Here is a 21,917-nt window from a genome sequence, read left to right on the forward strand (position 1 = left end):
GCTCCCTATCTCTCGCTTTTTGCAATGAGTTTCACGCTTGGAGTTTTGCTAGCAAATAGCTAATCATGCCGCGATACATCGTTAGACGACTGCTTGGGCTAGTGCCCGTATTTCTGGGAATTACCCTGTTCGTATTTACCCTGCTCCATGCAATTCCCGGTGATCCGGCCGTGTTTTTAATGGGAGAAAGGGCAACGCCTGACCAGATTGCTGCCTTTCGAGAGCAGATGGGGTTAAACGAACCATTGCCCATTCAATACTTCACTTTTTTAGGAAGCGTGCTGCGGCTTGATTTTGGCAACAGCATCGTCACCGGAATTCCGATCGCCGCTGAAATTGGACGACGTTGGGCAGCCAGTTTTGAATTAACGGCCTCTGCTGTGCTGTTCTCAATCTTGGTTGGAGTGCCAGCAGGAATTATTGCCGCAGTTCGTAAAAACAGTTGGGTAGACAACCTGGCAATGACGGTTTCGCTGGTCGGCGTTTCCATGCCTGTCTACTGGTTAGGCTTGCTGTTGATTTACCTATTTGCGGTGAATCTAGGCTGGCTGCCGCCCAGCGGACGAATTGGCATCAGTGAAGGGTTTGGCTTTCAGCCGATCACGGGCTTTTATGTGCTGGACGCGCTATTGCGGTTCAACTTTACGGCGCTGAGAGATATTTTGGCTCACCTGATTTTGCCTGCGATCGCCCTTGGCACCATTCCTTTGGCGATCGTCGCTCGGCTCACTCGCAGCGCCATGCTAGAAGTCCTGTCCCAAGACTATATCCGCACCGCCAGAGCAAAGGGCCTCTTAGAACGCTGGGTCATTCTCAAACATGCGCTCAAGAACGCCCTTTTACCCGTAATCACTATCATTGGGCTGCAATTTGGCACCCTGCTCAGCAGCGCCGTCCTCACCGAAACCATTTTCTCCTGGCCCGGCATCGGCGAATGGATTTACGGCGGCATTCTCGCCAGAGACTATCCGGTTGTTCAAGGAGGTGTAGTTTTCGTTTCCATCACCTTTGTCCTGATCAACCTCCTGGTCGATCTCTCCTACGCCTTCTTCGACCCCAGAATCCAATACAAATAATAACCCTAGTCTCCAACCCCCAACCCCTAGCCTCCAACCCTTAGCCCCTAGTCCCCAGTCCCTAGCCCCTTTACTCATGGAAACCCTTTCCCCTGAAGTCTCCACACAGGCTGCATCGAAACCTTTACAGCGCGTTTATCGCCAGTTCCTTAAATCCAGTTCTGGCAGAATTGGGCTATTTCTCACAGTGGCGTTGCTGTTGCTGGCAGTGCTGGCTCCGCTGATTCGTCCTTATGATGCTGCGACAGCACGAAACTATGCCTCTCGCCTCAGCCCACCCGATTTGGAATTTTGGCTGGGTACAGATGGATTAGGGCGGGATATGTTAACCGCAATTTGGTACGGCATTCGCATCTCGCTAACGATTAGCTTGATTTCGGTGGGGTCAGGTCTGCTGATTGGCACTTTTTTAGGAATGGTCGCAGGCTACTTTCGAGGCTGGCTGGAAACGGTGATTGGTTGGGCTACAGACATTTTGCTGGCTTTTCCGCCCACTTTGCTGGCGATCGCTGTTGTCACCGTCACCGGCCCTAGCCTCCCTAGTGTCATGATTGCGGTTGGCGTAGTCCAAATTCCGATTTTCATTCGCCTGACCCGCAGCATGGTGCTATCTCTACGCGAACAAGACTTTATCCAAACCGTCAGAGCTTTTGGCGCAACTTCCGATCGCATCATCATCAGCCACATCTTGCCAGCCAGTCTTGCTCCTCTTATCGTGCAGGCAACTCTGGCATTGGGTACGGCAACTCTGGAGGCGGCTGGCTTAGGATTTCTGGGTTTAGGTGCAAAACCACCGACACCAGAGCTAGGCACGATGCTGTCAGATTCGTTTCGAGGCGGTTATTCCCTCTCCTCTCCTTGGACGATTGTGTTTCCGGGTTTAGCAATTACTCTGATTGTTCTGGCATTTAACTTGCTGGGGGATGGTTTGCGCGACAGCCTTGATCCTAGGGCAAATCGTTGAGATGCCAGTACTTTTTGGATGAGTTATCTTGGGGCTGACTTAGACAGGCATGATGACAGAAACCAAAAATTGTTTCGGTCATAGATGCCTCAGTAAAGACGCGATGGAATTGCGTCTCTACGAATAAGCTTCCGAAAAGATAAAACATCCATGCAGTTTAGAAAAAAATTAGGCTGGCTGCTTCCTTGGATTGGTCTAGGCGTTCTTGCTGCCTCAGCATCAACCGTCACAGATCAAGCGATCGCAGGTGCAGAAGCAGAAATTCCCTCACCGACGCTAGTGTGGACTGCTGCTGCCGATCCGCGTGGTGAAGCTGGAACTTCAGAAACCGCAGAATTTTCTCCAGATAGTCAGTTTATTGTCTCAGGTGGAGGAGACGGTAAATTTCGGCTGTGGCGCGTTGCGGATGGCTCCCTGGTTTGGGAAGGGGTTTACTGGGACGGTTCGCTCGATGACAAACAGGGCGAAGTTGAAGCAGTTTTCTTTTCACCCGACGGTGAGCAAATCGCGGTTTCAGGCAATACTGACGGCATTAAAATTTATCGAGCCAGTGATGGTAGCCTTCTCACTGCTCTGGAAGGAGATGGCGCAGACGGAATTGCTTTTTCTCCAAATGGACAGTTTTTTGCTGCCCCCAGTCACGGCAACAACAGTCAGGTAAAGATGTATGACCCTGGCGATTGGTCTTTGCGCTATGGCGATCGCATCTCGCACCGTCGGGACATCAACTCCATCGACTTCACTCAAAACAGCGAGTATGTCCTATCGGGTTCAGCCGATCGCACCGTTAAAATCTCGCGCGCCTCGGACGGTCGCCTAGTTAGAACTGTCCGGGCCGCAAACAATGGCGGCTCGGTTAAGTCTGTTCGCCTTTCGCCTGATGGAGAGTTAATCGCCACTGCTAATGGTAATGAAGATGTCGCTAAAGTCTTTCGCTTTGACACAGGCGAACAGATCGCCGAGCTAGAGCATGGCACCTCTTTGGTAGAAGCCGTTGCCTTCTCTCCCGACGGGAAATATCTCGCTACGGGTGGCGGCGGCTCGGAACGTCAAGACCCCAACGAAAACTTTGGCTTCAGACTCTACCGCGTCTCTGATTTCAGCCTTCAACAGCAGATTACTGAACATACTCAGGGTGTGGAGTACATTGACTTTTCACTAGACGGGCAGTACATAGTAACAGCCAGTGAAGACGGTACAATCAAGCTCTGGTCAATCTCTAATCCAGAACAAAACTCTCTTCAAAGCTTACTCAGTAACCCGAACGCTAAAACTGGTGCAACAATGGCGATCGCCCTCATGTTCCTTGGAGCAGTTCTACAGTGGCGACGCACCACTCACAAGCAACCCTAATCTCTCCCTAGCCCCAACCCCTAGCCCCTTCCCTACTTCCCAATGACCCCTACCAGGCTCCGCTTTCCCCGCTTCCTCCAGGGCTCCCAAAACCCCAGTCTCTCTGTCCAGATGATGTGGGTGGGTATCGTTATTACCCTGCTGTTTTTGTTGGTCGCGCTCTTTGCTCCAACAATGGCATCTTGGGGCTGGTTGCGAAACCCAACCGAGACTTTGACGAATCCGTTACACCAGCCCCCCTCATCTGAATATTGGTTTGGCACTAGTCGTCAAGGGTACGACGTTTTCTCACGGGTGCTATTTGGGGCGCAATCGGCAGTGCTGGTGGTGGTTTTAGCAACGGCGCTGAGTCTGGCGATCGGGGTTCCGCTGGGAATGTTAAGTGGCTATCTGGGCGGCAGGCTTGATCGGGTCTTGGTGTTTCTTATGGATACCATCTACACCTTGCCCGGACTCCTACTTTCAGTAACGCTAGCGTTTATTGTGGGGCGAGGGGTGTTGAATGCGGCGATCGCCATCAGCATTGCCTACATTCCGCTGTATTACCGGGTCGTCCGCAACCACACGGTCAGCGTTAAAACCGAAGTTTTCATTGAAGCAGCCCAGGCAATGGGAGCTTCAACCTGGGCGGTTTTATCCCGCTATCTGTTCTTTAATGTGATTCAAAGCGTTCCTGTCTTGTTTACGATGAACGCCGCTGATGCTGTTCTCACACTGGGCAGCCTTGGTTTTCTTGGTTTGGGACTACCTGAACCCACCCCCGACTGGGGTTCCGACCTGCGTCAGGCATTGGAGGCTCTACCTACCGGAATCTGGTGGACAGCCCTATTCCCCGGTTTGGCATTGACCCTTCTAGTGGTAGGACTTTCCCTCATTGGCGAAGGACTGAATGAATGGGTCAATCCATTACTACGGCGAGAAAATTGGAGCCAAAAGAATTAAGAACTCAAAGTCTCCACAAAATTCCTAATTTCCGTTTTCAACGAAGTATTAACAACCCCTAGCCTCCCCGTATAATTGGCAGTCAGGTAAGCCGCAAGTTAACCAATCCACTGCACTGAGTAGCTCAAAATATGGGGAATCCGAACGCCGCCGATTGCCAGCATTCCTGTCAACACGTTATTGGGGTTGATTTAGGTGGTTCAGCGATTAAACTGGGACGCTTTGGGGCGGATGGCACTTGCCTTCAAACTTTGACTGTGCCGACTCCACAGCCCGCCTATCCAGAATTAGTACTGGCAGCAATGGTAGATGCGATCGCCCAAATTGATCCGCTGGGGCAAAGTGGGGCGATCGGCGTTGGCACTCCTGGCCCGACCGATGCGGAAGGGCGAATTGCCAGAGTTGCAATTAACCTGGAGGGTTGGCACGATATTCCATTAGCAGACTGGCTAGAGTCGAAACTCAGCATTCAGACTACCCTTGCCAACGATGCCAACTGCGCTGGATTAGGAGAATTTTGGCTGGGATCAGGTCGCTATTTTCGCAATCTGATTTTGCTGACGTTAGGCACGGGTGTTGGCGGAGCCGTGATTCTAGATGGCAAATTGTTTACTGGGCATCACGGCACCGCTGGGGAGCTAGGACTGGTGACGCTCAACATGGACGGGCCAGAATGCAATAGCGGCAATCGTGGCTCTCTAGAACAGTACGCTTCGATTCAAGCCATTCGTCGCCGCACGGGGCTAGAGCCTGATGAGCTAGGTCGCAGAGCCAAAGCCGGAGATGCTGAAGCGATCGCCTTCTGGCAAGATTATGGTTGCCATTTGGGAGCAGGTCTAGCGAGCCTAATCTATGTCCTCACGCCCGAAGCGGTAATCATCGGTGGCGGTATCAGCGCGAGTGCTGAATACTTTTTCCCGGCGACGCTAGCGGAAGTTGAGCGTCGAGTGTTGCCCAGTTCCCGCACGGGGCTACAGCTATTGTCAGCTCAGTTGGGCAACAAAGCAGGGATCGTAGGAGCCGCAAAACTGGCGTGGCAGAAGGTGTTGGCAACGGGTTAGTCTGGGAAAGATGAAGCATGAAGCATGAGGGATAAATTTGCCGGAGGATAATTTTCAGCAAAAGAATCTGCCGGAGCAAGAACTACTTGCTCAACTTCAGCAAACTCAGCTGGCGTACCACATGGCAGTTGAGATGGGGCAGTTCAAAGCAGGGTTTTTGGCACGCACTTCCCATGAGTTGCGATCGCCCCTCAACAACATCATTAGCCTGCATCAGCTGATCCTGTCCGATCTATGTGACAGCCCAGAGGAGGAGCGAGAAACGATCGCTCAAGCGCAAGCGTCTGCCTCGAAGATGTTGGCACTGTTGGATGAATTAATCAGCATTGCTAAAGTGCAGCACGGCACCTACGAAATGCAAATTCAGCCGCTGCAATTGGCAGACGTGCTCGAAGAAGTTCATGCGCTCACCCACCTGCAAATTCAAGATCGCGGATTGCGGCTAGAAATTGACCCTCCCGATCCAGAAACTTACGTCCTGGCTGATCCGCGCTGGCTCAGGCAAGTTCTAGTCAATCTAGTCGATCCAGCCGTTTCTCAAGTGATGGAGGGCAGCATTCGACTGACCACTCAGGTCGCTCCAGAGCTTCAACAGGTTCACATTCAGATTCAAGATCAGCGGCCAGACCACTTATGGAGCGAGCTACTTAACCCATCGCAGTCCAGTCCTGAGCCTGAAGGAGTGTCCCCGTCAACGAAGCTCCCTGCCACGAATTCACAGAAGCCCATCAAACCTTCCTTTGGGCTGTCTTTGCTAGTCAATCAGTCTTTAATCGAGAAGATGAACGGTCGGCTAGAAGTTTTTACACGACCAGCAGCCGTTTCAGAAGATGCTGCGATCGCTGCCCCTCTCACCCAAATTCAATGTTCCATTCCCTGGATAATGCCTGAAGAGGATGTCTGAAGAGGATGCCTTCACCAGTGTTGGAATTTTTGGTGTACCATTCAACCTTGTAGCTGCAAACACACTATTCCAGTCGGTTAACTGTGCTTTTCTCATCTCTACGACGACTTGCTGCAAGGCTAAAGGGGCGATCGCCTCAAAGATTCCTCTCTTTCCTCTCGACCGGCTTTGTCCTGAGCCTACTTTTAGCTTTCGTTTCAACTGGATTTAGTGCCTGTTCCGTCGTTGAAAATGGCAACGTTGTCGAACTCACGCTGGTATCCAACGCGGTTACGGAGGCTGCTTATCGAGAAATCATGCCCTTGTTTGCCGCAGATTGGGAACAGAAGCACCAGCAAAAGGTAGTGTTTAACCAGAGCTACGGCGGCTCAGGAACTCAGGCCCGAGCAGTAATTGAAGGATTGCCAGCAGATATTGTAGACCTGGCTTTAGAACTGGACGTTGAGAAAATTGAAGCAGCAGGGTTGATCCAACCGGGATGGCAAGATCGAGTGCCGAATGGGGCGATCGCTCATCAGTCTGTAGCCGCCTTAGTCACCCGCAGCGGTAACCCCAAATCAATATCAACCTGGGCGGATTTGGCCCAGGTTGATGTCAGCGTTATCACCGCCAACCCACGCACCTCAGGAGGCGCTAGATGGAATTTCCTGGCATTGTGGGGGTCGATCACACAAGCGGGCGGCGATCAACAGACTGCCCTCAATTACACCACACAGGTTTTTGAAAATATTCCTATCCTGCCTAGGGATGCCCGCGAAGCAACCGACGCTTTCTTTCAGCAAGGGCAGGGGGATGTGCTGATTAACTACGAAAACGAAATCATCCTGGCAAAACTAAACGGACAGGACATCTCTTATCTAGTTCCTGAAACTAACATCTCGATTGATAATCCGGTCGCAGTCATTGATGCCAATGTCGATCAGCACGGTACCCGTGAAGTCGCTGAAGCCTTTGTTCAGTTTCTCTTTACCCCAGCAGCGCAGCGAGAATTTGCGCGGTTTGGCTTTCGTCCTGTAGATGAAGCCATCAATACAGAATTTGCTGACCAGTTTCCTCCTGTCACCAATCTGTTTACAATCGCAGATCTGGGAGGGTGGAATACCGTTCAGCAAAAATTCTTTGATGAGGGTGGAGTTTTCGATCAAATTCAAGCCGACCTGACAAAATAGCAGGTTTGTTGTCCTGCTGCTTGCTCGGTCTTTTGAATCAGTTCACTTTAGGGCTATGCCCTGGCTCAAGCCATGCTGTTTTCGATCGCCCAACGAGCCAGCTCCGTTCGGTTGTGTAACCCGGTTTTGCCTAGCATATTGCTGACGTGGCTCTCAATCGTTCGCTGACTCACATTTAGCTCTTCAGCAATTTCACGATTTGCCATACCGCGCGCCACAAATTGCACCACTCTTAGCTCGGTTGGAGTCAACTCCACATCAAATGGAACTTGGATTTTAGGTCCACTATCTGTTCCCTTGTTTTGGTGCTGAATCAGCCGTGAAGCCTGCTTTAGAGAAGACTCAACCTGAGCCACCAGTTCTTCTGGCTCAAACGGCTTCACCATATAGACATCGGCTCCGGTGTTTAGACCCTTGACCCGATCTTGGCTTTGTCCCTTAGCTGACAAAAACAGCACTGGAATCCAGCTTGTCCGTGCGTCCTTTCGCACATGCTCGACCAGCGAATATCCGTCCATCTCAGGCATCATCACATCACAGATGATCATGTCCGGAGTAGCATTCTCTAGCACTTCTAGTGCTTCACGACCATTCTCAGCCGTAATCACTTCATACCCACGAAACTCCAGGTAGTCTTTGACTAACAAAATTAGATTCGGATCATCATCAATCAGCAAAAGCTGTTTATGATCTCCGGCACTGGTTTCCTTCATGCTTTACTACTCGCCACGCATAGGTCAAGAGTAACACTTACAGACAGAGTATTTGGTGTTCTCACAGGACTTTTGAGCTTGCTTGAGAAGAGCTCGGTTTATTTCGACCCTTCCCTCAATATGCTGCCCTTCATTTTGTCGGGTTGCAACAGCCCATCACCCAATTTTTCTTATTTTTTTAATTTCCAGGTTTCTATATCCGGCAATTTATTTCCATATAAAGAAATAAATTACCGGATATAGAAATAAGTTACCTTATAAGATAATTTTTTGCTTTTTAAGCCTATGGGAAGGTGCTACTTAAAACAGCAATTTTCTAAGTTTTATCACTTACTCGGTTCAGAGCCAGAAACTTGGGCTGATTCAGGCAAAGGATGGACTAGAAATGCGTACTCTGACACAATGCGATCGCCGATCAAATGCTCTTGAATAATCTGCTCAATCACATCTGGGTTGGCGCTGTGATACCAAACTCCATCCGGGTAGACAACCATAATTGGACCTTGCTGACACACGCGCAGACAATTGGCTTTGGTACGAAAGATACAGGTTGGGCGATCGCTAGTTGGCACATCTAGTTTTAATTCTTTCAACCGCTGCTTGAGATAATTCCAAGCAACTAGACTGACCGCCTTATCGCAGCACTTAGGCACAGTTTGATCGGCACATATAAAGACATGTCGTTGGATTTGGGGCAAGCCGAGAGACTGGGAGCAGGCTGTCAATGAATTAGGTGCTGAGCGATCGCAGTCAGAAGTCATGAATCTATAGAGTGGAAGACTGGGGAAAAAACTTAGGATTTCAGGCTATGGGCTTAACCCGTTATTCACCTTAACTATATCTAGATCCGTTCAAATTCCTTTCCTGGATCAGCTTTGCAGGGTTGTGAACACGACTAGCCACAGGGCTTCTGTCCACTCTACGACCGCTCCATAAGTATCGCCTGTGTGTCCTCCTAATTGACGGTTGAACCAGGCTGCGGTGAGCAGAGCGATCGCACTTCCTGCTGCCACTGAGCCAAGTGTCACAGCCCACAGAGCAGAATCCCAAAAGACAGGGATGCAACTCAATCCCAACAGCAAGCAAAACCCGGGCATCACATCTTTGAGTGAGCGAATCGCAGCTTTGTGAAAGGCTCCTTTGCCCGTTGGCTTTAGATAAGGGTAACGGGCGATCGCCACTTGCTGCCCCCATCGCCCCCAACCTGCTGCTAAGGGCAAAGCTAGCTCATGCCAGGCGGTGAGATCGCTCAGAGCGGTGACTTTCAGCAAGAGAATGGCGATCGCCGCCATTGCGCCAAATGCACCCGTCGCACTATCCGCCATTACCTCAAGTCGGCGCTGCCGATCTAACACAGCTAACCCGTCAGCCGTATCCATTGCTCCATCCAGGTGGAGCCCTCCTGTGACCGCGACCCAGGCAATGACGATGACGGCATTACGGGTCAGGTCGGGCACTCCCAGCAGATGCAAGCCTTGATGAAGAAGTCCTAATATTCCGCCAATGGTTAGCCCAACCAGAGGTGCAAGTCGGGCGACGTTTTGAAATTCTAATTTTGCGGTTATCGGAATGGGGATGCAGGTGTAAAAGGCGATCGCAGCAACCAAGCTAGATAAAGATCCTACTGCTTTGCTGGAGAGCGATCGCCAACTTTGCTTATTCAACTGCGTTGAAGGCTGTTTATTGGACAAAACTATCTATCTCCAAGACTGTGCATCTCCCACAATTATTTGCTAATGTGTTGGATTCAGCCTAATGGCCGAATGTTTTAGTACAGGGCGGGAGCCATAATCTAGTCACTGACGACAGGAAAATCTCAAAAATCCAATTAGACGAGTGTCACAAAGATAAGTTCCGCAAATTTCATTAAGAAGTAGGCTAGAATCCTGGAATAACACTGTCTCATGCACTACTTTTTCTCTCCTGGTTTCGTTGCTTGTCAGTCTTCCTTCTGTTCGTCATTCCCATTACTAACGACCAAAGCTAGGGCAATAGAGCCAATTTATCCTTCGTTAAACGCTTTTTCCTGAAACGCTTTGTCCTGAAGTAGTGTATCCAGCCCAGCATGATAAGTTAGCTGTTTTTCAGATTCATGGTTCAAACTGCGATTCGCCCAGGCGAATTCTGCTGTTACTTCTGATCTAGACAGTGCTGGAGACAACCCCTCAATGGGATAACTCCTCAATAGTTGCATCATTTAGTTGTTAGCAAACCTGAGGTCTTCCTAGACCAAGGGCTTTTTCATTCTATGAGTCACGATCAACTTTCTGGAAACACCAAATTGCCAGCCCCCTGCATTGTTGACAATGGCATCGTCGTCAACAAGCAAGATATGCAAAGGTTGCTGGCTGACTTGAGTCGGGTTCATTACAGCTACAGTCAAGACGGCAAGCTGCTAGCGGAAGACGAAGGGTATGTGTTAGAAGTGTTTGCTGATCCTCAACGGTCAACACTTGTAGCCAACCATACGCTCTACCTCAACGTTCAGAGCTTTGATTATTTAGAGCTTAAGCGTGTCCCTGACGAGCAACCCTGCTTTGACCTAATGCAAGACGGCAGCGTTTTGCGGCTGATTCCACTCTCCAATCCGCTTCAAGAACAGAGTACCCGGAGTCTCAATGCTGCAGCCCTAGAAGCAGTTGTTGCCGAAGTACTTTCCGCCAATTGGGATGTGCGAATTGATGATGAAGAAAATTTCTCTCTCTAAGATACAAAAATCCTGACTGGTTCTCAATAATGATTGCGGTTGTTGGATGCGGCTAAACCTGTGCTCAACAACCGCAATCATTTAGTATTGCTATAGTTTCTTCTGATGAATTAGGCGTGGGATTTTCTTTTCAGTGTCAGGGTCGCTGTCGGCATACGCAAGCAAGGGCCGGAGTTTTTTCAACCCCTCACGGTTTGGTAGAAACTCCACGCTTTATGCCGGTAGGAACGCTAGCTAATGTTAAAACTTTGACTCCAGCCCAACTGCAGGCAACTGGAGCGCAGATGATTTTGTCTAACACGTATCATCTGCATCTTCAGCCCGGTGAAGCTATTGTGCAGCAGGCAGGTGGATTGCACCAGTTTATGGGCTGGAGTGGTCCGATTTTGACTGATTCGGGTGGCTTTCAGGTATTTAGCCTGAGCGAAATGCGATCGCTTTCTGAGGAAGGGGTGACGTTTCGATCGCCCCGCGATGGGCAAATTATTCACCTGACTCCGGAGCGCTCAATCCAGATTCAAAATGCACTAGGGGCAGATGTGATCATGGCATTTGATGAATGTCCCCCCTATCCTGCCAGTCGGGAAGCGATTGTTGCTGCAACCGACCGTACCTACCGCTGGCTGGAACGCTGCATCACAGCTCATCAACGTCAAGATCAGGCGCTGTTTGGAATTGTTCAAGGGGGCGTTTATCCTGACTTGCGGCAGCAGGCGGCTCGTGACCTGGCAAAGTTGAACTTGCCGGGGTACGCGATTGGCGGTGTCAGTGTGGGTGAGCCGCCAGAGTTAATCGAGAAAATTGTGCAGGCAACAGCTCCTTTACTGCCAGAGGAGAAACCCCGCTATCTGATGGGAGTTGGCACCTATCGGGAAATGGCACAGGCTATCGCTGCTGGTATTGACTTATTTGACTGCGTGATCCCAACTCGCTTGGCGCGGCATGGCAACGCCCTGGTGGGGGGCGATCGCTGGAACCTGAGAAACAATCGTTTCCGAGAGGATTTTAGCCCACTTGATGAAACCTGCCCCTGCTACACCTGCAAGCAATTTACCCGTGCTTATGTGAGTCATTTGCTGCGATCGCAGGAGCTCTTGGCATACACTTTGCTGTCGATTCACAACATTACTGAACTAATTCGATTCACTCAACGAATTAGGGAGGCGATATTGAGCGATCGCTTTGCCACTGAATTTGCTCATTGGCTGAAGCCTGAGATGCCTGAATGAACGCAAAATAGCTACTGTAGGGAGATTTCATTCTCTACCAGCCGAAAGAGGAGCAGATGATATTAGCCTCTTAAGATGAGGCAAAAGATAAAGTAGGAGCATTAAAAATGCCTTATCAACAAGTAGATGAATTGCCAGCTGACGTAAAAGACAAGCTATTAGAAGGCTCAGCACAAATTTTTGTGGCAGCTTTTAACAGCGCCGAGTCAAACGGAATGGATCAAAACGCGGCTCAACGAGTTGCTTGGAATACCGTAAAGCAAGACTACGTGCAAGGCGATGATGGCTGCTGGCGACGGGTTCCCCAGCAGACTAACATTACCAACAAAGCTGTGCAGTCCGGCGGCAACTAGTTTCGGTAATTAGCGAAGTTAGGCAAGAAGGGGAAGGTAAACTTCCCCTTCTTTTTATTTGGGTAGCAGTTTTATAAAGCGTTGGTAATGGGTGAAGCAGATTCAGCAACAACTTTGGGAGTTATCCGTCGAAGATCTAGTTTTTGCGATCGCCACATTCACTGAAGAGCAGGTAAGCTTTTATGGTAGAAAACTCAAGTTCTTCCCAACCTAAGGACAGCCAAAAATTAAAAGGGCTAATTGTACGAGGGGTCGTTGGTGCAATTTCGCTGGCAGGTGCAACTGCAATTCCGCTAATTGTTCAACGAGTTTTGTCTCCTGCTCCTGTAGTCAGTCCAACTACACCTGCACCACAAACGTCCTCAGTGCAGCCTCCATCCTCAGTACAGCCTCCGTCTTCAGTGTCACCTGCAGCTGAACAGAGTAGCAATCAGACTGAAATTGAGCAGACTGAAGCTGATCGGACTGAAGAAGCGGATGAACCGAGAGAACGCGAAGAAAAACGCCGGGGACGAGATAAGCATAGACGCGATCGCGATTAGGCTGCCGATGGAAAACCAACTGCCAGATTTAGACTTACAGAACGTCCGCTTTGTGCGACTACTCTGGTGCGATAATGCCAACGTGATTCGGGGAAAGGCATTTCACACAAGATTTCTGGCAGAACATCAAAAACACGGCATTGGGATTTCGATGGCACAGCAGGCGATCCCCGTGATGTACGATGCTGTTGCTCCTGGCAGCGGCTTAGGTCCCGTGGGAGAAGCATGGCTAGCGCCTGATTGGTCTACGTTCAACCCTTTGCCCTATGCGCCTGGACACGCTCGTGTGATGGGTGATTTGGTCACAAAGGGAGTGCCCTGGGTGCTTTGCCCGCGCGGATTTTTGCGGCGAATGATTGCGGCAGCGGCGGTGGAAGGGCTAGAAATCATAGCGGCATTTGAGAATGAGTTTTATTTGCTCCAGTCCGCTGGTTTAAATGCTGAGCGAGATGCTAAACCCATTCCCGTAGACCATACAGTATTTGCGTCAACGCTAGGGATGGATTTGAATCAGACCGTGATTGATGCGATCGCTGATGCCCTGATCGCCCAAAAGATCCCCGTAGAGCGCTACTATCCGGAGTCGGGTCCTGGACAGCACGAAATCTCTATTCGTTATACCCATGCGCTTCAGGCAGCCGACTGGCAGATTGCCTTTCGTGAAACGGTGCGCGGTGTAGCATTGCGGCATGGGTTGCGAGCTTCTTTTTTGCCTAAAATTTTTGTGGATCAGGCTGGAAGTGGCTGTCATCTGCACTTGAGCCTCTGGCGAGACGGGCAAAACCTTTTACCCGACGTGAATGAAATGGGCGAACTTTCCCCAATCGCTAAGGCTTTTGTTGCCGGAATTTTGCATCATCTGCCCGCACTGATGGCGTTAACGACCCCCAGCCCCAATTCCTACCGTCGGCTGCAGCCCCACTTCTGGAGTGGGGCTTTTCGCTGTTGGGGAGTAGACAATCGAGAAGCAGCGGTGCGAGTGCCCAGAAATCCTGTGCCTCCCAGCCCGACCCATTTTGAGCTAAAGACGGTAGATGCGTCTGCTAATCCTTATCTGGCATTGGGGGTGGCGATCGCCGCTGGATTGGACGGCATCCGACGCAGACTTGATCCCGGAGAACCTATCTCGGTCGATCCGGGATCCTTGCCAGCAGCAGAGCGCCAGCAGCGAGGGATTGATCGACTGCCCGAAAATTTAGGAGAGGCGATCGCCCATCTCCAGCAAGACGAAGTTTTGCTTCAGGCACTAGAACCTGCGTTGGCACAGGCATTTCTTGCAGTTCGCACTGCTGAGTGGGAAGCTATGAAGCAATTTACGCTTGAAGAAGAAGTCAAACTATTGCTAGAGCGCTACTAATGGATTTAGGAAGCATCCCAGCCATTGATCAGCACGCCCACAACCTGGTGCGTTCAGAAGCTTTTGCCCAAATGCCCTACGCAGCAGCTTTTACCGAAGGCTATGATGCCCAGATCCTTACCCAGCACGCCCAACACACTCTCTGCTATCGACGCAGCCTCAGAGACATTGCCGCTCTGCTCAACTGTGAACCGGATGAAGCGGCGATTTTGGCACGTCGCACAGAGCTAGGGTTAGAACCACTAACGAAGCTATGCTTTGAGGCTGCTAATTTAGAATCAATTTTGCTGGACGACGGATTTTTGCCAGACACAATTTTGCCTGCGGAGTGGCATCAGCAGTTTGTTCCGGTGCATCGGCTGCTGCGGTTGGAATATTTGGCGGAGCAGTTGATTAGCCAGGTTAGCCGCTTCGACATATTTTTGGAGTGGTTTCGCAGTGAGCTTGACCCGCCACCCCAAGGAGTTGTGGGCTTCAAAAGCATTGCAGCTTATCGGACAGGTTTGGACATTCAGCCCATTCCTTACGATCTGGCAGAAGATCAGTTCTATGCAATTAAAGAAGCATTTCCGGATCAGCCTATTCGGTTGACGAACAAGCCGTTGATTGACTTTTTGCTCTGTCAGGGATTAACGATCGCCAACCAATATCAGCTTCCTGTGCAGTTTCATACAGGTTTTGGTGATCCTGACCTGGACTTACGGCTAGCCAATCCGCTGCACTTGCGACCGCTGTTAGAAGATCTAGGTTTTCGTCAGGCTCCAATCGTTTTGCTTCACGCCGCCTACCCCTTTATGCGCGAAGCAGGCTATCTGGCGGCGGTCTATCCACACGTTTATGTTGACTTTGGCTTGGCTGTGCCGTTTTTGAGTACTGCCGGAATGCGGCAGACGGTGCAAATGTTGATTGAGCTGAGTCCTATGAGCAAAGTGATGTATTCCTCTGATGCTCACCTGATTCCAGAACTGTATTATCTGGGAGCAAAATGGGGGCGAACGGTGTTGGGTGAGGTGCTAGAGCAAACCATTCAAGACGGAGACTTAACTGCAAAAGAAGCAGAAGAGGGGGCGATCGCCATTCTTAACGGCAATGCCAATCGGCTCTACCGTACCTGACCCTTCAAAAATGTTTTTTAATTGAATCCTTGTCCTGAATAAACTCAATAACGGCGTTGAATTCTTAACAGGTTAATCTATTTCCTTTGCTGTTGAATCGGAATCTCGATGACAAACTCTGCTCCTCGCCCAGGGAAGGAGTTGCACTTTAGTGTTCCTCCATGTCTGTCTGTGACGATTTGATAGCTGATCGAAAGTCCCATTCCAGTCCCTTTGCCAACGGGTTTTGTTGTAAAGAATGGATCAAATAATCGATTTTGAACGGCTTCTGCCATGCCCAGTCCATTATCGGCAAGTCGAATATGAATCCAGTCTTCATTGAGCATTTGAGTCGAAATCTGAATCAAAGGCTTGAAGGATTTAATTCTTTGATTTTGAGCAAAATTATCTGATTCAGCTTCAAGCTGAGCTAAACACTCTTCTAGAGCATCGATTGAATTGCTCAGAATGTTCATAAAAACCTGATTCATCTGTCCGGCGTAACATTCTACTAACGGCAAGTTGCCGTAATTTCTGATTACTTGAATTGCCTGGCGATTATGTTGAGCTTTAAGTCGATTTTGTAGAATCATCAAGGTGCTATCAATTCCTTCATGAATGTCGACTGTCTTAGTTTCTAGCTGGTCAGTATGGGAGAAGGTGCGAAGAGAAGCGATGATTTTCTCAATTCGATCTGCACCTACTTTCATAGAAGTTAGGAGCTTGGGCAAATCTTCGATTAAAAAATCTAAGTCGATCGCTGTTGCTTTAGTTTGAATTTCTGAATCTGGATTGGGGTAGTGCTTCTGATATAGATTTAATAACGCCAGCAAGTTATGGGTGTACTCTTTGGCATGAGCGAGGTTGCCGTAGATAAAGCTAACAGGATTGTTGATTTCGTGAGCAACTCCAGCGACAAGTTGACCTAGCGAAGACATTTTTTCGCTCTGAATTAGCTGGGTCTGTGTTTGCTTGAGTTCCTGTAAAGTCTTTTCTAAATCGAGCGCCTGCTGTCTCAATTGAGTCTCTGACTGGCGCAGGGCTGCTTCTGCCTGCTGGCGTTCTGTGATGTCGTCGTAAGAGCCAAGAATGCCCACAACATTGCCCGCAGCATCGTACAGCGGAATTTTGCTGGAATCAATCCAAATTTGGCTACCATCTGCCAAGAACATAGTTTCAATTACATGCAGAGCAGCTATTCCTGTTTCAATTAGATAAGCATCAGATTCTCTAAAGTGATCAGCTTGTTCTTGAGGAATCGGAAAATCGTAATCTGTTTTTCCAACAATATCATCAGGCTTTTCAAGCCCAACGGCATGGGCAAGGTTGCGATTGCAGCCCATATAAACAGAGTTGCGATCTTTCCAATAAATCCATTGAGGGATATTGTTAATGACTAGCTGTAAAAATTCTTGCGATTCTTTTAGCTTATTCTCTGCTTGTTTGCGATCGCTAATGTCGCGCACGATCACTAAAACTTCATCTTCACCACTGACTACAATCCGAACTTCTTCAACTTGAATTCTGCCGTTAATACAAATTTGATGCTCATAAATTTGTGTTTCGCAAGTTTGCAAAGCTCTCTCTACATTAGCCATTCGGAGCTGAGCCAGGTCTGGAGGTAACGTCTCAAAAATGCTTTTGTTTCGCCATTCCATTTGTGTCTTAAAGGTGACGAAATTTTTGGCTGGAATGAAGTCTAAATAAATACCCTTTCGGGTCATTCTAATCATTAAATCAGGAATTGCATTGAGCAGGGCCCGATAGGTCGCTTCGCTTTGGCGGAGGGCTGCTTCTGCCTGTTGGCGATCGCGAACTTCTGCCTGCAAACGGGTAATAGTCGCTGTAAACAGCGTATGCATTCCGGCTTCAGTATCGAGGTATTTGCTGTTGAGATTGCGCTGATGTCGCAATAGCTCCGCTTGCTGAATTGCTGTGATAAGATGAGCCACAATTTGCTCAATCGCTTTAATTTCATCCGCTTGCCACTGGCGGGAAGTAATGCACTGATGCAGACACAAGATCCCCCACAGGCGATCGCCCTGCATAAGGGGTACGCTTAGACTGGCCTTGACTTGAAAGTGGCTAAATGTTTGCAAATCGGCTGTTGTCAGGTTAGCCGCATTGACATCAGCAATGGCTAGAATTTGTCCCTGCGGAATCTGTTTTGGATGGTGTTGTGCCCACAGAAATTGGCTCAAAGAGCGAACTGAGGCATCTACTACTAACACTGAGCTAAACCCAGCAGCGACCTCTTCAGCTACAAACTGCCCTGCGTTCCAATCCTTAGTTGGATTGGAGCGAGGAATTTGCAGCACGCTGACTCGATCGAGAGCCAAAAAACGCCAAACCTCTGCAACCGCTGTTTGCAAAATCGTACTTAAATCCAGCGATGCTCGAATCTTGGTGATGACGCTCAGCAGCATCTTTTGCTGTTCTAGCTGAAGCTGCTGTAACTCTGCCTTGGGGGAGCGATCGCCCTGCTGAGGCGGAGTATCTAAAGACATAAAGGCATGGATGCTAAAGCGGCTAAGGCTGATATGAACGCTAACGCACCTTTAACCAAGGTTTGCTCTTCTAGATAGGATCACCCTTAAAACATTAAAGCAAGCATTGACCAATTCGTTGTAGGTAGCATAACGTACTCATCTGTACAGAAGTCGTACATCAGAGCACAGATTAAGGGGCTAGTGCCCGACAGTTTGGGAATGAGCTGATTGACCAACACCAATCTGTTCCGACAGAATTTAGCCTTGGGTTCTGTGAGCTTACTCTTTTCCTACTATTCTCTTCCCACTATAAGGATCAGGGATGATCCCGCGTCGCAGGAGCATCCCTGATCTCTGATATATGAAGTTTTGTAGGGTCATGGCAATGCCATAACCCTACAGAGGGAATTGAGATCCGTGAATCATACCCGCATTCAGCAACGCCTAAAATTCTTCGTCGCCGTATCCGTCTGACATAGAAGCTTCGTTGTCTCGCTTGGACCCAAGTAAGTCTAGTCGTTCGACTCGAATAACTGGTTTTGAGCGATCGGCCCCTGTGCTGCGGTCTTTCCAAGAGTCAAATTTAAGTGCCCCAGTCACTCCAATCAAGCTACCTTTACGCACATAGTTGGCAGCAATCTCTGCTGTTTTGCCCCAAATTTCCAGGCTAAACCAGTCAGGTTGTTCACTGTTGCGAGTGCGGCGATTGACGGCCAGGGTTAAATTGCAAACAACGCTGCCCGACTCAAAATATTTAACGTCAGGATCTCCGCCTACCCGACCCACTAGCGTCACTATATTCAAACCCATAGCGCCCTCTGACTTTTTCTGTATTGAATGCGATAAAACTTGTATCGATGATGTTGCTGGACTAGCAGGAGTTTACACTGCTGATGGGCGATCGCCCATATAGTACAAAAGTTCTACCTGAAAACATTCTACCGAACTTTTATAGCTACCGCACTACATTTCCCTTGCCTCTGCGATCGCTGCTTGAATGACCTGGCAGGAAAGCTGTTAGCAGAAATCTTAATTTCATCCTGATGCTTATTCCAGGAATGAGGACAACTTACTTAATGGGTCTGCTCTTCTGATTTATTCAGAGAAGGACTCTTTGTCAAGGAACAGAATTTGAGGATACAGATGACTGAAGCAAGTCTTGAGGTTAGACTAAAACATTCAGTCGCACATCTGACTAGACTCTAACTACAAAACATAATAGAATCCACTTCGACCGCACTTTGATAGCGGTAGGAATTTGGCAGTGATCAAGATTTTGACTTTGGGGGCTTAGAAAGCTAGTGGGGTTCTTCAGTCGCTTCTCGCGGGATATGGGTATCGATCTCGGTACCGCTAACACGCTAGTTTATGTATCTGGCAAAGGCATTGTACTGCAAGAGCCTTCTGTCGTTGCAATGGATCAAGAGAACAAAGTGCCTCTAGCCGTTGGGGAGGACGCCAAGAAGATGCTCGGTCGGACTCCCGGAAACGTAGTTGCCCTGCGTCCGCTACGTGACGGAGTAATTGCAGATTTTGATACCGCTGAACTCATGCTCAAGCACTTCATTCGTCGGGTGCATGAGGGGCGGACGTTGGTTTCACCCCGGATTGTGATCGGTATTCCAAGCGGAGTCACAGGGGTAGAGCGTCGAGCAGTTATGGAGGCAGCTTCGCAAGCAGGCGCACGCGATGTTTATCTAATTGATGAACCTGTGGCAGCGGCGATCGGCGCGGGACTGCCGGTGGCTGAACCGACCGGAAACATGATCATTGACATCGGCGGTGGCACGACCGAGGTGGCAGTTCTGAGTTTACAGGGAACTGTATTGAGTGAATCAGTTCGGGTCGCTGGAGATGAGCTGAGTGAAGCAATCTCTCAGTACATGAAGAAAGTGCATAACCTGGTCATCGGGGAAAGAACCTCCGAGGAGATCAAAATCTCTATTGGTTCGGCTTATCCCACCGATGATGATGACGAATCTTTGATGGATGTTCGTGGTTTGCACCTACTTTCAGGGTTACCTCGTACCGTTATGGTCAAGAGTCCTGAAATCCGAGAGGCAATGTCAGAACCCCTCTCCGTCATCATTGAGGCCGTTAAACGCACCTTGGAGCGCACGCCGCCAGAACTCGCAGCTGACATCATCGATCGAGGCATCATGCTAGCTGGTGGTGGGGCACTGCTCAAAGGATTGGATACTCTAATTAGTCACGAGACTGGGATCGTTGTCCATGTGGCTGCAGATCCTCTCAGTTGCGTTGTACTAGGAACAGGTAGGGTGCTAGAAAACTTCAAACAGCTTGAGCGGGTCTTTAGCGGTCGCTCTCGCAATATGTAGAAAAGCATTCAAAATCGTCACCCCGGTTCAGCGAGTCATTAAACTATCGCGTTTCGCTTGCAAGACGGGTGCTGCATCGCTGAGTGACCTGATAATTCTCGTATTAGAAATCTTGGTCAGGTCGGAGTTTGTTCTCTGGAAAGATTGACATCGCTAGTTTAGAGACGATTGGACTGAATGTATACGCTGCGTCGCTGGTGGGATCGACACGGATTAAGAATGGGGCTAGTCTGTCTGGCTCTCGGTAGCGCTTGGGTATTGCGGCAAACTCAGGGGGCAGCCGTTTTTGAAATCTATCAACAGGTTTCTCGTCCTTTTGAATCAATGCCAGCTTCGGCAGACCGTATAGAAAGTGCTGAAACGCAAGAACTGCAGCAGCGCCTCGCTGAGTTAGAGAGTCAGAACCAACAGCTTCAGGAGATGCTGGGTTACGTTCAAAGCCGTCCAACTGAAGGCATTACTGCTCCTGTGATTGGGCGCAGTGCCGATCACTGGTGGCAGCAAGTCACGCTGGGTCGTGGCAGTCGAGATGGCATTGAAGTAGGCGGCATTGTGGCTGGACCTGGTGGCTTGGTCGGGCGGATTACACATATTACGCCCAGCACGAGCCGTGTCTTGTTGGTTAGCGATCCGACGAGCCAGGTGGGCGTGACAATCAGCCGTTCGCGTCATATGGGATATATGCGTGGACAGGCGGCAAATCGGGCTGTGATGGAGTTTTTTGATAAAGTGCCAGATGTCCAACCGGGCGATGTGGTGTCAACTTCTTCGTTTAGCCAGCTTTTTCCGCCTGGGTTTCCAATTGGTCGGGTAGAGTCGGTCAACCTGAGCAAAAGTCCCGCTCCTGAAGCTGTAATTGAGCTGTCTGCTCCAATTCATGCTCTGGAGTGGGTCGTGGTCTACCCTAACAGTCGAACTGAAGTTCCCGGTAGTCCTTAGTGTCAAGGTTCTACACATTGAGAAAGTGATTAAGTCGATACTCTCTAACTTCGCTCAGTCTGGCATTTACACTTCCCAAGTGATGAATTGGGTTGTGACTGCTTTCTCGGTTCTGCTTTGCCTGTTCATTCTGCCGACGCGGTTTCCTGGTATGGAACTGCTGGGGGTTGGACCAAATTGGCTGCTGATCTGGGTAGTTTCCTGGAGCATTCAGCGGACAGTTTGGCAGGGGGCGATCGCTGGACTCGTATTGGGGCTGATTCAAGACGGCATGACATCACCTCATCCCAGTCACGCGATTAGTCTTGCGGTAGTGGGAATGTTGACCGCCCGCATACAAAAGCAGCGCTACATTCAAGAAGACTTTATTTCAGTTGCGCTGATTGTGTTTGGTATGGCGGTTTTGGCTGAAACTATTACTGCCATTCAATTTAGTTTTCAGGGAATTGGGGCATCGACCCATAGTGCCCATCGCGCACTGGCAGAGATATGGTTCTACCATCAGCGAATTGCCCTAAGTTCGGCGATTCTTAGCAGCCTGTGGGCACCGGTTGTTTACTATCCGCTGAACCGCTGGTGGCAGCAGACCAATGCTGTTGAACCATCTCAACCTTGAATTGGAGGCTATTGCTGCCAATTGCTAACCGCAATCTACTTGACTGATTAGTCTATAATGTGGTCAAACT

At 49.5% G+C, this 21,917-nt stretch carries 22 protein-coding genes; 16 read left to right on the top strand and 6 right to left on the bottom strand.

Annotation, left to right across the window (positions count from 1 at the left end; genetic code table 11):
* Positions 1 to 65 precede the first annotated feature (65 nt).
* The 7 genes from H6F88_RS13825 (at position 66) to H6F88_RS13855 (ending at position 7,469) form a co-directional block, all read left to right on the top strand.
* Entirely contained in the window at positions 66 to 1,076 is a 1,011-nt protein-coding gene (locus H6F88_RS13825) for an ABC transporter permease (RefSeq protein WP_190643330.1), read from the top strand.
* 76 nt (positions 1,077 to 1,152) lie between these two features.
* The gene (locus H6F88_RS13830; RefSeq protein ID WP_190643331.1) at positions 1,153 to 2,040 is read left to right on the top strand and encodes an ABC transporter permease; all 888 of its coding nucleotides are present in this window, start codon (positions 1,153 to 1,155) and stop codon (positions 2,038 to 2,040) included.
* Positions 2,041 to 2,190: 150 nt separating this feature from the next.
* Positions 2,191 to 3,393 (top strand): WD40 repeat domain-containing protein, encoded by a 1,203-nt coding sequence (locus H6F88_RS13835; protein ID WP_190643332.1) that lies wholly within the window; start codon positions 2,191 to 2,193, stop codon positions 3,391 to 3,393.
* A gap of 42 nt (positions 3,394 to 3,435) precedes the next feature.
* The gene (locus tag H6F88_RS13840; RefSeq protein ID WP_190643333.1) at positions 3,436 to 4,335 is read left to right on the top strand and encodes an ABC transporter permease; all 900 of its coding nucleotides are present in this window, start codon (positions 3,436 to 3,438) and stop codon (positions 4,333 to 4,335) included.
* Positions 4,336 to 4,466: 131 nt separating this feature from the next.
* The gene (locus H6F88_RS13845; RefSeq protein ID WP_190643334.1) at positions 4,467 to 5,396 is read left to right on the top strand and encodes an ROK family protein; all 930 of its coding nucleotides are present in this window, start codon (positions 4,467 to 4,469) and stop codon (positions 5,394 to 5,396) included.
* A 37-nt stretch (positions 5,397 to 5,433) separates the two neighbouring features.
* Positions 5,434 to 6,300, top strand: a complete 867-nt coding sequence (locus H6F88_RS13850; protein ID WP_199333602.1) for a HAMP domain-containing sensor histidine kinase — start codon at positions 5,434 to 5,436, stop codon at positions 6,298 to 6,300.
* Positions 6,301 to 6,383: 83 nt separating this feature from the next.
* Positions 6,384 to 7,469, top strand: a complete 1,086-nt coding sequence (locus H6F88_RS13855; protein WP_190643335.1) for a sulfate ABC transporter substrate-binding protein — start codon at positions 6,384 to 6,386, stop codon at positions 7,467 to 7,469.
* A gap of 65 nt (positions 7,470 to 7,534) precedes the next feature.
* Here the strand turns inward: H6F88_RS13855 and H6F88_RS13860 are convergent, their stop codons facing one another.
* The 4 genes from H6F88_RS13860 to H6F88_RS13875 form a co-directional block, all read right to left on the bottom strand.
* Complete coding sequence (locus H6F88_RS13860; RefSeq protein ID WP_190643336.1) at positions 7,535 to 8,182, bottom strand: response regulator transcription factor; 648 nt, start codon at positions 8,180 to 8,182, stop codon at positions 7,535 to 7,537.
* 326 nt (positions 8,183 to 8,508) lie between these two features.
* Positions 8,509 to 8,943 carry a ferredoxin gene (locus tag H6F88_RS13865; protein WP_190643337.1) on the bottom strand — a complete coding sequence of 145 codons (435 nt, stop codon included), beginning with the start codon at positions 8,941 to 8,943 and terminating at the stop codon, positions 8,509 to 8,511.
* Positions 8,944 to 9,051: 108 nt separating this feature from the next.
* Positions 9,052 to 9,846, bottom strand: coding sequence for an adenosylcobinamide-GDP ribazoletransferase (gene cobS / locus H6F88_RS13870; RefSeq protein ID WP_199333606.1), 795 nt, complete (start codon positions 9,844 to 9,846; stop codon positions 9,052 to 9,054).
* A gap of 338 nt (positions 9,847 to 10,184) precedes the next feature.
* A complete protein-coding gene (locus tag H6F88_RS13875) occupies positions 10,185 to 10,379 on the bottom strand; it encodes a hypothetical protein (protein ID WP_190643338.1) in 195 nt (64 codons plus the stop codon).
* 51 nt (positions 10,380 to 10,430) lie between these two features.
* Between H6F88_RS13875 and H6F88_RS13880 the strand changes: the two genes are divergently transcribed.
* The 6 genes from H6F88_RS13880 to H6F88_RS13905 all read left to right on the top strand — a co-directional run bounded on the left by H6F88_RS13880 (position 10,431) and on the right by H6F88_RS13905 (position 15,485).
* A complete protein-coding gene (locus H6F88_RS13880; protein WP_190643339.1) occupies positions 10,431 to 10,889 on the top strand; it encodes a hypothetical protein in 459 nt (152 codons plus the stop codon).
* A 116-nt stretch (positions 10,890 to 11,005) separates the two neighbouring features.
* Positions 11,006 to 12,118 (top strand): tRNA guanosine(34) transglycosylase Tgt, encoded by a 1,113-nt coding sequence (tgt, locus tag H6F88_RS13885; protein ID WP_190643340.1) that lies wholly within the window; start codon positions 11,006 to 11,008, stop codon positions 12,116 to 12,118.
* A gap of 107 nt (positions 12,119 to 12,225) precedes the next feature.
* Complete coding sequence (locus H6F88_RS13890) at positions 12,226 to 12,471, top strand: ChaB family protein (protein ID WP_190643341.1); 246 nt, start codon at positions 12,226 to 12,228, stop codon at positions 12,469 to 12,471.
* Positions 12,472 to 12,653: 182 nt separating this feature from the next.
* Positions 12,654 to 13,013, top strand: a complete 360-nt coding sequence (locus tag H6F88_RS13895; protein ID WP_190643342.1) for a hypothetical protein — start codon at positions 12,654 to 12,656, stop codon at positions 13,011 to 13,013.
* A gap of 7 nt (positions 13,014 to 13,020) precedes the next feature.
* A complete protein-coding gene (locus H6F88_RS13900) occupies positions 13,021 to 14,370 on the top strand; it encodes a glutamine synthetase family protein (RefSeq protein WP_190643343.1) in 1,350 nt (449 codons plus the stop codon).
* Complete coding sequence (locus H6F88_RS13905; protein ID WP_190643344.1) at positions 14,370 to 15,485, top strand: amidohydrolase family protein; 1,116 nt, start codon at positions 14,370 to 14,372, stop codon at positions 15,483 to 15,485. The genes H6F88_RS13900 and H6F88_RS13905 overlap by 1 nt, the downstream gene beginning before the upstream one ends.
* Positions 15,486 to 15,562: 77 nt before the next feature.
* On the opposite strand, the gene H6F88_RS13910 is transcribed toward H6F88_RS13905, so the two are convergent.
* Positions 15,563 to 17,971 carry a PAS domain S-box protein gene (locus H6F88_RS13910; RefSeq protein WP_190643345.1) on the bottom strand — a complete coding sequence of 803 codons (2,409 nt, stop codon included), beginning with the start codon at positions 17,969 to 17,971 and terminating at the stop codon, positions 15,563 to 15,565.
* 426 nt (positions 17,972 to 18,397) lie between these two features.
* Positions 18,398 to 18,763, bottom strand: coding sequence for a single-stranded DNA-binding protein (locus H6F88_RS13915; protein ID WP_190643346.1), 366 nt, complete (start codon positions 18,761 to 18,763; stop codon positions 18,398 to 18,400).
* 491 nt (positions 18,764 to 19,254) lie between these two features.
* Here H6F88_RS13915 and H6F88_RS13920 point away from each other — a divergent pair, with 491 nt between their 5' ends.
* The 3 genes from H6F88_RS13920 (at position 19,255) to mreD (ending at position 21,847) form a co-directional block, all read left to right on the top strand.
* Positions 19,255 to 20,292 (top strand): rod shape-determining protein MreB, encoded by a 1,038-nt coding sequence (locus H6F88_RS13920; RefSeq protein ID WP_190643347.1) that lies wholly within the window; start codon positions 19,255 to 19,257, stop codon positions 20,290 to 20,292.
* A gap of 177 nt (positions 20,293 to 20,469) precedes the next feature.
* Positions 20,470 to 21,231: a rod shape-determining protein MreC gene (gene mreC, locus H6F88_RS13925; protein ID WP_190643348.1), complete on the top strand. Its 762-nt coding sequence runs from the start codon at positions 20,470 to 20,472 to the stop codon at positions 21,229 to 21,231.
* 82 nt (positions 21,232 to 21,313) lie between these two features.
* Positions 21,314 to 21,847: a rod shape-determining protein MreD gene (gene mreD, locus H6F88_RS13930; RefSeq protein ID WP_199318538.1), complete on the top strand. Its 534-nt coding sequence runs from the start codon at positions 21,314 to 21,316 to the stop codon at positions 21,845 to 21,847.
* Positions 21,848 to 21,917 lie beyond the last annotated feature (70 nt).

Origin of the sequence: Oculatella sp. FACHB-28, from assembly GCF_014696015.1 — a bacterium.
GTDB lineage: Bacteria > Cyanobacteriota > Cyanobacteriia > Elainellales > Elainellaceae > JAAUTN01.

Excerpts from the sequence above, each read along its gene's own strand:
- H6F88_RS13825 (WP_190643330.1), top strand. The coding sequence starts at position 66 with ATGCCGCGATACATCGTTAGACGACTGCTTGGGCTAGTGCCCGTATTT.
- H6F88_RS13830 (WP_190643331.1), top strand. The coding sequence starts at position 1,153 with ATGGAAACCCTTTCCCCTGAAGTCTCCACACAGGCTGCATCGAAACCT.
- H6F88_RS13835 (WP_190643332.1), top strand. The coding sequence starts at position 2,191 with ATGCAGTTTAGAAAAAAATTAGGCTGGCTGCTTCCTTGGATTGGTCTA.
- H6F88_RS13840 (WP_190643333.1), top strand. The coding sequence starts at position 3,436 with ATGACCCCTACCAGGCTCCGCTTTCCCCGCTTCCTCCAGGGCTCCCAA.
- H6F88_RS13845 (WP_190643334.1), top strand. The coding sequence starts at position 4,467 with ATGGGGAATCCGAACGCCGCCGATTGCCAGCATTCCTGTCAACACGTT.
- H6F88_RS13860 (WP_190643336.1), bottom strand. The coding sequence starts at position 8,182 with ATGAAGGAAACCAGTGCCGGAGATCATAAACAGCTTTTGCTGATTGAT.
- H6F88_RS13865 (WP_190643337.1), bottom strand. The coding sequence starts at position 8,943 with ATGACTTCTGACTGCGATCGCTCAGCACCTAATTCATTGACAGCCTGC.
- H6F88_RS13875 (WP_190643338.1), bottom strand. The coding sequence starts at position 10,379 with ATGATGCAACTATTGAGGAGTTATCCCATTGAGGGGTTGTCTCCAGCA.
- H6F88_RS13880 (WP_190643339.1), top strand. The coding sequence starts at position 10,431 with ATGAGTCACGATCAACTTTCTGGAAACACCAAATTGCCAGCCCCCTGC.
- H6F88_RS13890 (WP_190643341.1), top strand. The coding sequence starts at position 12,226 with ATGCCTTATCAACAAGTAGATGAATTGCCAGCTGACGTAAAAGACAAG.
- H6F88_RS13895 (WP_190643342.1), top strand. The coding sequence starts at position 12,654 with ATGGTAGAAAACTCAAGTTCTTCCCAACCTAAGGACAGCCAAAAATTA.
- H6F88_RS13900 (WP_190643343.1), top strand. The coding sequence starts at position 13,021 with ATGGAAAACCAACTGCCAGATTTAGACTTACAGAACGTCCGCTTTGTG.
- H6F88_RS13905 (WP_190643344.1), top strand. The coding sequence starts at position 14,370 with ATGGATTTAGGAAGCATCCCAGCCATTGATCAGCACGCCCACAACCTG.
- H6F88_RS13910 (WP_190643345.1), bottom strand. The coding sequence starts at position 17,971 with ATGTCTTTAGATACTCCGCCTCAGCAGGGCGATCGCTCCCCCAAGGCA.
- H6F88_RS13915 (WP_190643346.1), bottom strand. The coding sequence starts at position 18,763 with ATGGGTTTGAATATAGTGACGCTAGTGGGTCGGGTAGGCGGAGATCCT.
- mreC (WP_190643348.1), top strand. The coding sequence starts at position 20,470 with ATGTATACGCTGCGTCGCTGGTGGGATCGACACGGATTAAGAATGGGG.
- mreD (WP_199318538.1), top strand. The coding sequence starts at position 21,314 with ATGAATTGGGTTGTGACTGCTTTCTCGGTTCTGCTTTGCCTGTTCATT.